General features: G+C 61.6%; 11 protein-coding genes. 2 read left to right on the top strand and 9 right to left on the bottom strand.

All coding sequences use genetic code 11. The features are described from left to right. Positions 1 to 6: 6 nt before the first annotated feature. Positions 7 to 1221 carry an MFS transporter gene (locus KRR38_RS15320; protein WP_217402963.1) on the top strand — a complete coding sequence of 405 codons (1215 nt, stop codon included), beginning with the start codon at positions 7 to 9 and terminating at the stop codon, positions 1219 to 1221. 9 nt (positions 1222 to 1230) lie between these two features. On the opposite strand, the gene KRR38_RS15315 is transcribed toward KRR38_RS15320, so the two are convergent. From KRR38_RS15315 to istA, 8 genes are all read right to left on the bottom strand, one after another. Beyond that, positions 1231 to 2916, bottom strand: a complete 1686-nt coding sequence (locus tag KRR38_RS15315) for a GMC oxidoreductase (RefSeq protein ID WP_217402962.1) — start codon at positions 2914 to 2916, stop codon at positions 1231 to 1233. Positions 2917 to 2928: 12 nt separating this feature from the next. Further along, positions 2929 to 3555, bottom strand: a complete 627-nt coding sequence (locus KRR38_RS15310) for a gluconate 2-dehydrogenase subunit 3 family protein (protein ID WP_217402960.1) — start codon at positions 3553 to 3555, stop codon at positions 2929 to 2931. Positions 3556 to 3586: 31 nt separating this feature from the next. Continuing rightward, complete coding sequence (locus KRR38_RS15305) at positions 3587 to 5272, bottom strand: alpha-N-arabinofuranosidase (RefSeq protein WP_375293463.1); 1686 nt, start codon at positions 5270 to 5272, stop codon at positions 3587 to 3589. Between the two features lie 5 nt (positions 5273 to 5277). Continuing rightward, positions 5278 to 6489: an alpha/beta hydrolase gene (locus KRR38_RS15300; RefSeq protein ID WP_217402957.1), complete on the bottom strand. Its 1212-nt coding sequence runs from the start codon at positions 6487 to 6489 to the stop codon at positions 5278 to 5280. Continuing rightward, complete coding sequence (locus KRR38_RS15295) at positions 6486 to 7406, bottom strand: ThuA domain-containing protein (RefSeq protein WP_217402956.1); 921 nt, start codon at positions 7404 to 7406, stop codon at positions 6486 to 6488. The genes KRR38_RS15300 and KRR38_RS15295 overlap by 4 nt, the downstream gene beginning before the upstream one ends. 135 nt (positions 7407 to 7541) lie before the next feature. Then, entirely contained in the window at positions 7542 to 10007 is a 2466-nt protein-coding gene (locus KRR38_RS15290) for a TonB-dependent receptor (RefSeq protein WP_217402954.1), read from the bottom strand. 272 nt (positions 10008 to 10279) lie between these two features. Continuing rightward, on the bottom strand, positions 10280 to 11062 hold the full coding sequence (gene istB, locus KRR38_RS15285) for an IS21-like element helper ATPase IstB (protein WP_217402951.1): 783 nt from the start codon (positions 11060 to 11062) through the stop codon (positions 10280 to 10282). Further along, entirely contained in the window at positions 11052 to 12578 is a 1527-nt protein-coding gene (gene istA, locus KRR38_RS15280; protein WP_217402949.1) for an IS21 family transposase, read from the bottom strand. Before istA ends, istB begins: the two co-directional genes overlap by 11 nt. Positions 12579 to 12590: 12 nt before the next feature. On the opposite strand from istA, the gene KRR38_RS15275 reads away from it, so the two are divergent. After that, positions 12591 to 13067, top strand: coding sequence for an excalibur calcium-binding domain-containing protein (locus KRR38_RS15275; protein WP_217402948.1), 477 nt, complete (start codon positions 12591 to 12593; stop codon positions 13065 to 13067). A 99-nt stretch (positions 13068 to 13166) separates the two neighbouring features. On the opposite strand, the gene KRR38_RS15270 is transcribed toward KRR38_RS15275, so the two are convergent. Beyond that, positions 13167 to 14075 carry a HEPN domain-containing protein gene (locus tag KRR38_RS15270; protein ID WP_217402946.1) on the bottom strand — a complete coding sequence of 303 codons (909 nt, stop codon included), beginning with the start codon at positions 14073 to 14075 and terminating at the stop codon, positions 13167 to 13169. Positions 14076 to 14341: the final 266 nt, after the last annotated feature.

The raw sequence follows: 14341 nt of genomic DNA, 5'->3' as shown, positions 1-14341 counted from the left end.
CGCCCGATGACACCCTTGACCGCTCGACAGGAGTGGGCCTCGATGTGGCCGCTGGCGCTGGCCTGTACTTTGGGCGTTTCCGGCAGCGCCATGTTCGCCTTCGTTGGCGGCGTGTACATGGAAAGCGTGACCAGCGAGTTCGGGTGGAGCCGGGCACAGTATTCGTCCGCTTTCATGCTGATGATGGTCTCCGGGCTATTTATCGGCCCAGCGGTCGGTTCGCTGATCGACCGAGTTGGCCCACGCAAAGTTGCGCTGTTCGCCATCGTTCCGTTTGCGCTGACCATATCGCTGTTCGGTCTCGTCACCGGCAAATTGTGGCAATGGTATGGGATATGCCTTTTGCTTGCCCTTTTTCAGGGGGGGATTTCCCAGATCGTCTGGGTCAAGGCGATCGTTGCCCGCTTCAAGAGATCGCGGGGTCTCGCCATTGCAGTGACCTTGGCGGGCCTCGGGTTCGGCAGCTTTATTTGGCCACTGCTCGCAGCCTTTTGCATCGATGCATTCGGTTGGCGCGCGGCTTTCCCGTTGATGGCTACGCTATACGTTGTTGTGGCCCTGCCTCTGGCTTTTCTCTTTCTTCATGGCCCGCCGGTCGTCGTCGACGATCGAGGCAGAGGTGCAGCGGGACAGTCGATCAGTCACGCCCTGCGGAGCCGCAGCTTCATCGGCCTCGTTTCGGCCGCTGGTCTCTTTTCTGCAGCCTACTATGGCCTGTCTGTCCACTTCGTACCGGTGTTGAAGGTGTCCGGCATGGATCTGAGAGCGGCAGCAGGTGTCGCCGGTCTGATCGGCGTGTTTTCTGTCATGGGCCGGCTCACAACCGGTTTTCTTCTCGATCGCCTGCCCACGCGTCTCGTCGGCGTTATCGCTTTTCTCCTGCCGCTGGGCGCAGTGGGTCTGCTGCTCGCCTTTCCCGGATCGTTGCCCGCGGCAATTGGTGCGGTCACGTTCCTGGGCTTCGCTTCCGGCGCGGAGTTGGACATCGTCACCTACATCGCGGCGCGGCGTTTCGGGCAGGAAGTATTCGGCGCGATCTATGCGACCTTCATGGCGATCATTTCCGTCTGCGCGAGCATCGGTCCGGTCGTCGCAGGAGCTCTATTCGATGCGAGCCAAACCTATTCTGGCTACCTAGCGATCGTCGCGCCGATGGTGATCGTGGCCGCGCTGCTCGTCGCCTGGATACCGCTGTCCGCGGAAGAGATCGAGCAACGCTGACCAACCCGGCTAGATCGCACCGTTCTTGAGGAATTCCACCGCGTGGTGCGCGGCCCTTGCCGATAGCGCCATGTAGGTCAGCGACGGGTTCTGGGTCGCGCTCGAAGCCATCGCGGCGCCGTCGGTGATGAACAGATTCGGCACATCGTGCGCCTGATTGAACTTGTTGAGGACCGATGTTCTTGGATCGGTTCCCATATGGGCCGTGCCCATCTCATGAATCGTCACGCCGGGTGTGCTCGGCCCCTGGCCCTTCGCGATTATGTGGACGCCGGCTGCGGAGAGCATAGCCTCGGCATCGGCCTGCGCCGCAGCAACCAGCTTGCGGTCGTTGTCACCGGGCGTGCATTCGATGTGCGGAATGGCCATGCCCCATTGGTCCTTGCGGGTGGGATGCAAGGTCACGCGGTTGTCGCGATTGGGCAGCATTTCCGCACCGCCGCCAGCGAACAGCATCCACGGGCCGGGTTTGCGCATCCGTTCCTTGGCTGCGGCACCGACGCCAATCGGTGCCATCGAAGCGAGCTTCCAGTTTGACCGGAAGGCCATGGCGACCATGCCGAACCCGCGCAGGTATTCTTCCTGCGTGTCGACATTGCGAAATCTCGGGATGACGTTGGCCTGCGGCCGGCGGCCCCGATAATAGCGGTCTTCGAAGCCCGGATAGACACCCATGGCAAAAGCTCCGCCCAGGTGGTCCATCAGGTTGCGTCCGACCATGTCCGAGCTGTTGGCGAGGCCATTTGGGAAAGCGGCGCTCTTGGAACCGAGCAGGATTTGCGCAGTCGGAATGGTCGAGGCGTTGAGGAAGACCATTTTGGCATTGTAGGTTCGGCCCTGCTTGGTCTTGGCGTCCAGCACGCGCACGCCGGTCACGCGGTTGGTCTTGGCGTCGTGGATGACGCTGTCGACGATGGCGTCCGTGACAACAGTCAAATTACCCGTTTTCTGCGCTGCGGGAAGCGTCGCGCTCAGGCTGGAGAAATAGGCGCCGTAGCTGCAGCCGTTGTGGCACTGCGATCGGTACTGGCAGGGGCTCCTGCCCAGATCGGTGTGCTGCTCTCGGACCTCCGAAAGGTTCGCGACGCGCGGCGGGATTACCGTGCGCCCTGGGAATCGGGCCTCGATCTTCTTCTTGAAGTCCGCTTCGACGTCGTTGAGCGCCATGGGCTTCAGGAAGTCGCCATCGGGAAGCTGCGCCAATCCTTCGGTCGATCCCGAAACGCCGGCGAAGGCCTCGACATGGTCGTACCAAGGCTTGAGATCGGCATAGCGGATCGGCCAATCAGACCCGTGGCCGTCCTTCTTGTTCGCGCCAAAATCGAGGTCGCTGAGCCGCAGCGACATGCGTCCCCACATCAAAGAGCGGCCGCCCAGATGGAAGCCCCTGATCCAGGTGAATGGCTTGCCGTCTGGCGTAGAATAGGGATGCTCGCGGTCGTTGACCCAGAAGGTCTTGTTGGCGCTGCTGAACGGATAGACCGTGCTCTGGATGGCATAGTCGCGCGCGGCTTCGTCCTCGGCAACGCGGCCTTCGTTCTCCTGCTCCCACGGCATGAGACCGTCCTTGTAGTCGGTGATATGCTCGATGTTGGGGCCGCGCTCGAGCAGCAGCACTTTCAGGCCTTTCTCGGTGAGCTCCTTGGCGACCCAGCCGCCACTGATGCCTGACCCGACGACAATTGCATCAAACATCACAGACGTCCTTCAAATGCTGATATCGACGGCGTAGGCGCGCGTATCCGGCGTCACCGGTATCGAGGGCTCCCAGACGCCGGGTACATGCTCATAGCGCAGCTCCTGTGTCGCGCCGGGTTCCGACAAGTAATAGAGAGCAAGGATCACGCCCTTGAACTTGAGGTAAGCGCGGTCCTTCAGTTTCGCTTGGTCGTATGCTGCGACGACCTCGAGCTGCTGCGGGGCGGACAGCCCGACAATTCCTCTGGGATCACGCATGCGCGCCGCGAGGTCGATTTCGTCAAGGACCCGGGCAAAATCCGCATGGGTTTCCGCCGAAGCCCAGGTCTTCATCAGACCGTCGAAACGCGCAGGGACGAGCGCATCCCGGGCGCCAGGCGTGTCGGTTCGAGGCATGATCGTTTCCGCGACGGCATCCAACACCTGAAATCGCGCCGCGCCTATAAACGGAGTTCCGCTCGCGGCGGCGGCAAGCAGGCAGTCCCAGGCGGGGAATGCGGCGCCGGACACACCGATCGCGAGCAGGGCGTTGCGCAGGAAGGAGCGCCGAGTTGCCCCGAAGTCCGGCCCTGCGTCGTCTGCCAATTCCATATGGGCATTCTCGGCCTTCAGGCTGCCAGGCTCTCTTGAAGTCATCGAATTACTTCCTCCATCGCGCGCAGCCTCATCAAGGCTCGAGATGTACAACGGTGAGGGAATGGGGCGGCAGATGGAGCACCAGCGCTCCGCCACTCGCGCTGGCGTTGAATGGCCTCGGGCTGACAGCATTGGGCGCGCCGAAGGTGTTGACTGTATCGACCGCGTCAGCCGTGAGCACCTCGCCGATGGCTGCCCTGGCCGAGACGCCGGGCGCGTTGGCCGTGACGTCCGCAGCCTTGTTCGGATCGAGGTTTGTCAGAGCGAGCCAGACCTTGCCGTCTCTGCCGCGCGCGGCTATCGCATCGATGCTCGGCAGGCTGATGGCGCCGAACCTGTATTCGCCGGCGCCCAGCGAGATCGGCAGAAACTGTGCGTCCTGGAACGGCACGTACATCCTGTAGACCTGATAGGTCGGCGTCAGAACCATCTTGTCGCCCTCGGTCATGATCATGGCCTGCAGGACGTTCACCATCTGCGCGATGTTCGTCATGCGCACCCGGTCGGCATGACGGGCAAAAATATTGATGTTCAAGGCTGCCGCGATCCCGTCGCGCAACGAAGTCTGCTGCCGCAGGTGTAGCGGCTCGGTGCCGTCCATCGGTTTGAGCCAAAGTCCCCATTCGTCGATCACGAGCGCCACCGATTTGCGAGGGTCGTACTTGTCCATGATCGCCGAATGTTTGGCGATCAGGTCTTCCATGCCCAGCGTCTGTTTGAGCACGGTCGCATACTGTTGCTCGCCGAAGCCGGTGGCGAGTTCGTTGAACGGCGATGTCCCGTAAGTGTAATGATGAAAGGACAGACCTTCGATATCCCAATAGATCGGTGAGCGCTCCTTCCAGGCTTTCATGACGGCGTCGGTATAAGAGGCATCAAGACTGTTCGGCCCGACGGCAACGCGCATCATCCCTTTGGGATTGCGCGGCAAAGAGTCCATCGGCTTGCCGGACATCAGGTCCTTGGCGATCGCGGCAAAGTCTATCTTCGGGGGCGCCTGCTCGGGATTCTGGTTATGGACGAAATGGGCGAACGGTTTCATCCGCGTGACGTATTCGTCGGCCGTGAAGGGACCGCCGCAGCCCCAGCTCTCATTGCCGAGCCCAAGGTACTTTACCCTGTATGGCGCTTTGTGACCGTTGGCGGCACGCTCCTTGGCGCCGGTCGCCGGCGCATCAGCGGTCATGTACTCTAGCCAGTCGGCGGCTTCCTCGACGGTGCCAGATCCGACGTTGACCGAAATATAGGCTTCCGCACCGATCTGGCCGGCAAAATCCATGAACTCGTCGGTGCCGAAAGTATTGGGCTCGATGGAGTTCGCCCAATTGGTATTTACCGTCGTCGCGCGCTTGTTCGCGGGACCGACGCCGCTCCGCCAATGATATTCGTCGGCAAAGCAGCCGCCGGGCCAGCGGACGACGGGGACCTTGAGCGCGCGCAATGCGGCGGTGACATCGCTGCGGATGCCGCGGACGTTGGGGATCTTCGAATTCTTGCCGACCCAGACGCCGCCGTAAATTCCTTGACCCAGATGCTCGGCGAACTGACCGAAAATGTCCCGGTTGATCACCGCACCGGGCTTGTCGGCCTGGACGGTAAGCACGACAGTCGGGGGGGCGGTCTGGGCCCAGGCTGGCATAGCGTTGGGCTCGACGAGAAATGCCGCTATTGCAGCGATGGCGGCGGCCCGTTTCGAATTCTTAGGAAGCATTCCCATCCCCGTCATTGGTTCTGCACGATCGCGCGGTTGTCGGCCCGCAAGCCCTTTTGATTCAGAAACCGCAGCATCACCTCGCGGACCATCTGGTTGCCGATGCTGCCGCTCCTGAGGTCGAAAGCTTGCTCGGCATAAGGCATGCGGATCATTTGCATATCGATGCCGGCTGCACGCGCTCGCCCTGCGAATTCAGCGGCAGCTGCGGGAACGACGAGATGGTCGGCCTCGGGCACGATCAAAAGCGTCGGCGGCGCCGCGGCGCTGATGTGCATCGATGATGCAATCACGGCATAGCGATCGGGGAATTGATCGGGGGAGCCGCCCGTGTAGTTCACTGTCATCAATCGGCCGAACCCGCCGATCAGGACATCCGGATTTCGGAACATCCGCGCTGGATCGACGACGGGATAGAGCGCAATGGTTGCGTCGACCTTAGGCACTTCGCCGGGGCAGGAGAGCTTCAGGCTGCCCTGGTTGGCCATGTAGGAAAGATTGAGCACGAGGTTCCCGCCGGCAGACTCTCCCCAAAGGGCGAGGCGGGATGCATCGCCGCCATATCTTCCGGCATTGGCCCCGACCCAGGCCAGAGCACACCCGAGCTGCGGCTGAACGACATCCCAAGTATGCCGCTTTTCCGAGGCCAAGGTATATTCGAGCGAAATCACAAGGTAGCCGCGCTCGGCGAACCAGCGGTAGTCCGCTTGCCGCTGCTTCAGTGTCTGCGCGTTCCAACCGCCGCCGTGAATGTAGACCAAGACCGGCGCATCGGCGCCGGCCGCCGCCGCCTCCGGACGGTAGATGTCGAGGGGCAGGGGCTCGCCATTATGGCGCGCATAAATAGCGGTCAGCGGAACGAGCGTCGTATCGGTTTGCGAGTGCGCGAGCAGCGCTTGGACCAGGTCGATCTTTGCGCCGTTCTTCCGCGCGACAGCGATCTGCCGCGCCTGGGCAAAAGCGGTCGCCACCCCGGCGAATGCGGCGAGGATCGTCATCGCCAGCAGGAAGGGCTGACCTTTTGCGCGCCAGCGGCGGAAAATCATGGCTGCCCCAATCAATGAGACGAGAGTGATCCAGGGCCCGGCATAGCTCATCAGAACCGGGCCCAGTTCCCCCAGGATTGGTATCGCCGCGACGAGAACGCCGAGCGCCGCGGCGGCAAGGAATGCCAGGAGGACATAGCCGGCAACGCCCAGGATCTTGCCAGCGCCGGCGGTCATTGGCCTGCCTCCCGCGCTTGTTCGATCGGCGCCTTGCAACCGATGCCCTCGAAACCGGCGGCCCAGGAAATCGCGCCTTCTATCAGCTGTCGGTGCTTCGGTTCAGAGTAGGACAATGCCGTATGGCCCAGCGCCGAGTAGAGCGCCCGGCCGCGCCCGATGCAGTGCCACCAGACCAGCGGATGGTCCTTGCCCATACTGATATCCTTGGGCTTAAGGAACGGCAGGAGGCCCTCGACTGGCTTGTAGCTCGCCTCATCGATGGTCACGAGGATGTGATAGCCCTTGCTGCGGGGACTGGCGCTGAACGAGTACCATTCGTCCGAGCGGGTCCAGACGGGATCTAGTCCTCTCGTCGCGGGATGCCGCTGGTCCTCGACTACCAGCCTGGCCTGCTGGATATGCGGGCTAAGCGTGTGGCCGATGAATTGCGCGCCAATCAGGTCATCGACATACCATTTCCAAGCGTAGCTGGGATCGCCGCCGGCGCCGTGAAGGCCGACGAAACCGCCGCCATGCTCGAGCCAGGATTTGAAGGCGCTACGCTGCTCGTTTGTCAGGACATCGCCGCTGACGCTGTTCCATACGACGGCCTGGAAGCGAGCAAGTTGCGCTGGATTGAACACCGCGGCGTTCTCGGTGGTATAGGATGACCAGCCTTGGCGCCGGGCGATCGCGACAAGCGCCGCATTGGCGGCATTGATCTGGTCATCATCGCGAAAGCCGTTGGTCTTCGAGAAAATCAGGATCGCTTTGGCGCCCAGACTATCTGGCAATTTCGGCGCAGCCGTTTCGTAGTTCTTGAAGCCGACGAACGCCGCATAGGTCATGGGACCGATGGTGACCGCCGCCCAGGCGATCCCAAGGCCGGCTAGCCCCAGCATCGTCCACATCACGCGTTTGATTAGGCGGCGCATCGACGGTTTCCCGGTCCTTGAGCTTCCAACGACATTTCGATCGGTCCGATAGGGACCCGGTTCCAATTGCGCGGATTGGCCGCTGACAGAGGGAGGATTTCTGCCAGCGGCCTGCCCGCGCCTCGGGCCTAGTCCTCAGCGCGAACCGAACGCGTAGCGCAGCGTGACGCCGATCTCTCTCGGGCGCGACGAGCGTACCACGTCGTAGCCGGCGGGAGCGGCGAAAAGCGGATAGATGGAGTTTGTCGTCAGCACCCGGGCGAGCTCAACCTGCTTGTCGAACACGTTCTTGGCGTAGAAGCCGAGATCCCAGGCACCCTCGTTTCCGGTGATGCCAGCAAAAAGATCGACGACCGCATAGGCGTCAGTCTTGGTGAACGTGCCATCGGTCTTGCGGAAGTTCCCGAAATTGGGATTCTTGCCCTGATAGTTCACGTTAAACCGGACATAGCCGCCGAAAGTGTCCGTGAACGGAATCTCATAGCCGCCGTTGACGGTTGCCTGGAACGGCGCTTGCGTATTGAGCACCTGACCCTTCGGCGATGCGCAGAAGTTGATCGGGTTGGCCGCGGTGATCGGCTTCGTGGGATCGTTGCAGGGGACCAGGCCGCCCTTTGACTTGATCTGCGAATAACTGACATTGGCGCTGAGCGAGAGGTTCTCGATCGGTTTGGCGGCCACTTCCAGCTCGAAGCCGCGAACGCGGGCATCGATGTTTCGGTAGAAGGCGAGGCTGGTCTGGGCGACGCGCGACGTCACCGCGTTGAAATAGCTCACGCCTTCGAAGGTTGTCAGCTGGTTCTTATAGTCGAGCTGGAACACCGCAGCATTGATCCGCAGCCCCCGTCCGAAGGTGGTTTTCACCCCGAGCTCGTAGGACTTGGCCGTTTCGGGCTTGGGCACCAGCAGATTGGCCGGCAGACCGGTGTTGTTGATTGCCGGCAGGCCTGTGCGGAAGGAACTGCCGGTCGTCGCATAGACCAGTATGGAGTCGGAGAACTTGTGCGACAGCGAGAAATTGTAGAGCGCGTCGGTGTACTTGTCGTTGTGGATTTCGGACGGGAACACGCTCGCCGGCTGCGTTACTTCGCAATAGGCAGCTCCGTAGACCGGACTGTTGGGCAGCAACGGAGAAGGGCAACCGCCTGCTGCCGCCGGAAGGAAACGCGCGAATGCAACCTGAGCCGCCGTCGTCGTGATGTCGAGGCGCACGGGGACACGATCGCGCACTATCGCCAGGCCGGCGGTCAGTTCGGTGTGTTCGCCAAGGTGGGCCCGAACGTTACCATAGAAGGAATCGAAGACCTGACCGATCTTGATGTTGGTCGAACTGTTGAGGACGTAGCGCGAATTGGGTGTCGTTACCTGTCCCGGACGGCTCTGGAACGGCGCGCCGAATGCGCCAGGCAGATAGACCGGAGCGAAGAAGTTGATCCCGGCGCCGCCCGAATGCTTGGAGAACCAGCCGATATCGTATTCGAACGGGCGGTTCTCGTCGGGCAGCGAGGAAAGGCGGATTTCATGGGTCGTGAACTTGGGCAGACCGATATTGCTCGGCGAGGTGAATGGCTCGAACCCGGGAAGAATGTTCAGCGGATCGTTCGTATTGAGCACGGCGGGGCTGCGGTTGAACTGCCGGCCGTAGTTGTAGCTGAGCGTATGGCCGAACACTTCCCAGCTGGCATTGACGGTGAGCAAATCGATATGCTGATCGTCATAGCCGGGCTGGTCCGAGACCGACGCGCGATCCGCAGTGGTGAGCGCGGGGCCGTTGAAATTGGCCGGAATGCCCAATGCCGCGAGGCCCGGGCTGCCGGTCCCCGCGACCTGAGTATAATACTGCTTTAGCGTCCTTCGCCGCTGGTACATCGCCTCGAGCGACAGGGTTTCCGTTGGTTTGAATAGGACCGTGGCTCGATAACTGCGATCGCGGTACTTGGGCTGAATCTTGCTGTTGACGCTGTAGATACGCGTTCCGTCGCTATCCTCGACGTTTCCAGCCAGCCGGATTGCCAGCATATCCTTGATTATGGGCACGTTGACCGCGCCCTGCACATCCCAGTGATCGGCCGTGCCGTATTGGCCCTGGACGTAGCCGCCGAACTGTTCGAGGTCGGGCTTGCGGGTGGAAATCGTCACAGCGCCGGAAATCGATGGTGCGCCGCGCGTCGTGCCCTGGGGACCCCGAAGCACTTCGATCTGACCGACATCGTAGAGCGACACGATGGTCTGGGCGGGGTCGAATGGAACTTCGTTGAAATAGATCGGCGTTGCCGGGGTACCGGAACCCGGCTGCCAGGTGACGCCGCGCAGGGTCACCGAGGTATTGGATCCGGCGTTGACCAGCGTGAGGCCGGGCGCGAGCTTCGACACTTCCTCGACCGAGGTGATTGCCTGCTTCTGAAGAGCATCGCCGGTCACCACCTGGACACTAACTGGAACGTCCTGAAGGCTTTCCGTCTCACGCCGCGCGGTGACGATGATCTCTCCACTGTCGGTGGCGCCGCCGCTGGCTGAAGTATCCTGTGCGGCCGCGAGCGTCGGCGCAGCGACCGTCATCGCGGTCGTCGCAAACAGGGCGTGTAGGATCTTTGTCGACATAATTCTTGCTCCCCTCCCGTGGGCGTCGCGGCCCATTTCCCTTTGCAGCGGGCCCCGAGCCTTCCTCGAATGTCCCGTTTCTGGCGAGCGAATCGCCCGAATTGCTTATGCAACGCTGCAATTGCATTAATGCATAGGCTAACAGGTGTTATTCTACAAGCAGGTTGTTCGCGTCTCTGCATCCGGGCTGTTGATTGCCACTGAGAAGTGACCCGGGATTTCCATCGAGAATTGACCCGGGTGGATATGTGTCCCCCGGTGCGGGGGTGGGGTCAAGCGGGTGATTTTGCCTTTCGTGTTTTGGGTGCAGCGGCACTGCTGGCCCTGAAGCGGAAGCTGTCGTTTCCGGTCTCCAGGATGTGGCAGTGGTGGGTAAGGCGGTCGAGCAGCGCAGTGGTCATCTTGGCATCGCCGAACACGCCAGCCCACTCGGAGAAGCTCAGGTTGGTGGTGATGATGACGCTGGTGCGCTCGTAGAGCTTGCTGAGCAGGTGGAACAGCAGGGCACCGCCTGATGGGCTGAACGGCAGGTAGCCCAGCTCGTCGAGGATCACGAGGTCGAGGCGGAGCAGACGGTCGGCTAGCTGCCCGGCCCGGTTCAGAACCTTCTCCTGCTCGAGCGCATTGACCAGATCTACTGTGGCGAAGAAGCGCACCTTCTTGCGATGATGCTCGACGGCCTGAATGCCGAGGGCCGTGGCGATGTGGGTCTTGCCCGTGCCGGGCCCGCCGATCAGCACCACGTTGTTGGCCCCGTCGATGAAGTCGCCGCGGTGGAGCTGGCGGACCATCGCCTCGTTGACCTCGCTGGAGGCAAAGTCGAAGCCGGTAAGGTCCTTGTAGGCTGGGAAGCGAGCCGCCTTGGTCTGGTAAGTGATCGAACGCACCTCGCGCTCGGCGACCTCGGCCTTGAGCAACTGGGACAGGATCGGCACGGCGCCATCGAAGGCCGGTGCGCCCTGTTCGATCAGGTCGGTCACGGCCTGTGCCATGCCGTACATCTTGAGGCCGCGCAGCATGACCACGACGGCGGCGCTGGCGGGATCATGACGCACGGACAGCCTCCCTGCTGCGCAGCGCATCGTAGCGCTCGACGTTGGCCTTGGGCTCACGCCGCAGGGTCAGCGCCTGCGGGGCGTCGATCTTCGGTGGTGTGCCTGCCTTGCCGTCGGTCAACCGGTGCAGGATATTGAGGATATGGGTCTTGGTCGGCACGCCGGCTTCGAGCGCGAGCTCAACCGCGCAGAGGACGGCTTGTTCGTCATGCTGGAGGACAAGGGCGAGGATCTCGACCATCTCCCGGTCACCACCGCGCCGCTTGAGCAGATGGCTCTGCAACTGCCGGAAGGCATCGGGCATCTCCAGGAACGGGGCGCCATTGCGCAGGGCTCCTGGCTTGCGCTGGATCACCGCCAGATAGTGCCGCCAGTCGTAGACCGTACGTCCCGGCAGGTGATGGGACCTCTCGATGATCCGCTCATGTTCACACAGGATCCGCCCCTCGGCCGCCACGACGATCCGGTCCGGGTAGACGCGCAGGCTGACCGGGCGGTTGGCGAAGGAGGCCGGTACGCTGTACCGATTGCGCTCGAAGTGCACGAGGCAGGTCGGCGAGACCCGCTTGGCATGCTCGACGAAGCCGTCGAAGATCCGGCCCAGCGGCATCAGGCTGGCCACCTCGTCGGCCCAGGTATCGGCGATCGTGCCGGGCATGGCCCCATGCTGGATCTGAGCCCACTGCTCGATACAGCGCTGCTCGAGCCAGGCGTTGAGGGCCACCAGATCAGGGAAGCACGGCAGCGGCTGCCAAAGCCTGCGCCGGGCATCCTGAACGTTCTTCTCGACCTGCCCCTTCTCCCATCCGGCGGCGGGGTTACAGAACTCTGGCTCGAACAGATAATGGCTGGCCATCGCCGAGAATCGGGCATTGACCTGGCGCACCTTGCCCGCGCCGATCCGATCGACCGCGGTCTTCATATTGTCGAAGATCCCGCGCCGAGGCACACCGCCCAGAACCCGGAACGCCTGGGTCAGGGCGTCGAACAGCATCTCGTGGGTCTGGAGCAGGTAGGCTCTGACGATGAAGGCCCGGCTGTGCGACAGCTTGCTGTGCGCGACTTGCAGCTTGGTCCGCTCTCCGGCGATGATCGCCCAGTCCTCGCTCCAGTCGAACTGGAAGGCCTCTCCCGGCATGAACACGAGCGGCACGAAAGTGCCCCGGCCACTGGTCTGGGCATCGCGCTGACGGTCGACCTTCCACTCCCGGGCGAAGGCAGCGACGCGGTTGTAGGAACCGTCATAGCCGAGCGTTACCAGATCGGCGTGCATCTGCTTGACCGTGCGCCGCTGCTTGCGTGACCGGCCGGCCTCGATCCGCAGCCATCCTGACAGCTTCTCGGCAAACGGGTCCAGCTTGCTCGGCCGTTCCGGGACCTTGAACTGCGGCTCCACAGTGCCGGCCCGCAGGTACTTGCGGATCGTGTTGCGCGACAATCCCGTGCGCCGCTCTATCTCCCGGATCGGCATCCCTTCACGGAAATGCCAGCGGCGGATCACACTCAATAACGCCATGTCGATCACTCCATGATCCCCCCGACTGCCAGCCAGGGGAACGATCAGAACATGGGTCAAATCTCAGTGGAAATTACGCCCTCTCCCGGGTCACTTCTCGGTGGCAATCAACAGCGTGCGCACCGGCCGAAATCTAACTTGGATACGGAGCCCCTTGATTACGCCACATCTCCGACAAAATACCGCTACACGCCTGCGGAACGCGAGTGGGGAGTGGGTAAAACTGTCTTAGTCGGGGTGTTCGCGGGCGCGGTTATTGGCGGTGCTTGGATAGCTTTGAAAAACGATGGACCAGCCCGGCTGCGAGGGATTGCGGTTACAGCTGGTATTGTACGTGCGCGATCGCCTCAATCGGGCGATTATTGGCCCGGCTGTAATGCGGCAAGGTCAGCTGGAACCGCTCCAATCTATGCGAACGAGCCGGGTTACAGGCCGGAAATGGATGGCGATAACGACGGCGTCGCATGCGAACCCTATTACGGGAATTGAAGAGCAGCCGCCAATTGTTCATCCAGATGAGCGAAGGGCGGCTTACCGTCATCTCAGGCCCAAGTCCGGACAGTCTTTAATGTCAACAAATCGGTCGCGCTAAGCGCGCGAAAGCTCCTTGATCCTTTTCCGGCAAAGCTCGGCGACGATGTCGCTGAGCCGCTTCACGGACGCGAAAAGTGCGTCCAGATCCTCGATGCTGATCTTGTAGTTAGGTGAGTACCTAGCCTCAACATACGCTCTCTTAAGCGATTCAAATCTGCGTCGGTCGATCTTCGACCCTTGAGGCCAAGCCTCTGCTAGTTGATGATCCTTCCCCTCGGAAAGTGATCTTAAAAATTTTAGGTTGTGAGACTTCGGAAAATAGAACGTCGTTGTGAGTAGGTAGCAGGCATAGATCGTTTCTGTCGCTTGATGAAGGCTGAAGGCGGCCTTGTTCGGCCACGTGCTGACCTCGCCCTTTCTGATTGCATCAAGGGACCATTCGAGCCAGTCCGCTGATGAGGCCTGATACTTTTCGAAATACCGCTCGGCCATCTGCACCGCGTCATATTTGGACAAGGGGACGGGCGTCACCAATGGATGGTTCGGCAACTCGTACAGTACGATCCCATCGCGGACGATGTCGGCCCAGAAGTATTCGCCGCGCTTGAGAGCCTTGTTCACTTCGTCGAGGTCGTGGACGATGATATTGACCTGGCGGTCGATGGTCTCGTCTCTGAGGATGCGGTCCTCGGCGACGTACCAGTACTCGGCGATGTCGGTCAGCTTCTCGTGGCTTACCACGACCAGCAGGTCGAAATCCGACTGGTAGCCGCTCTTGGGGTCGTCGACCCAGTCATGCCGTGCATAGGAGCCGAACAGGATGATCTTGTAGATCTTGCCGCCGCGCTTCCAACCCTGGTTGCCAAGAACGGTCGCTTTCTCGAATTCCTCCATGAGGATACGCACGGCGCGGTCGAGCTCGCTCCGCTGCTTTTCCGGCAGATGCGACAGATCGTCATGCACGCCAGGCGGCTCCGGTGCAGTTCGTGCCCGTTGAAGGCCTGATGGCGGGGACGGCGGAGTTCATGCTTTATTCTCGTCGGCCCCGCGCAAAAAATCAATCGGGGCGTGCCCGGCTTTTGCCGGTATTGGGTCGAATCTGGAGTCGAGTTTTTCGCTTCCACGGCGTGCCCGGGAGCAATTTCCATGTCGGTGATTTGGTGCGCTGGTCGGAAAGCACGCCACTGCGGGTGATATAGAGGTGACAGTCACGGTTGCAATAAGGGCCG

Origin of the sequence: Novosphingobium sp. G106, assembly GCF_019075875.1 — a bacterium.
Taxonomy (GTDB): domain Bacteria; phylum Pseudomonadota; class Alphaproteobacteria; order Sphingomonadales; family Sphingomonadaceae; genus Novosphingobium.
This window is presented reverse-complemented; position numbering and strand designations above follow the sequence as displayed.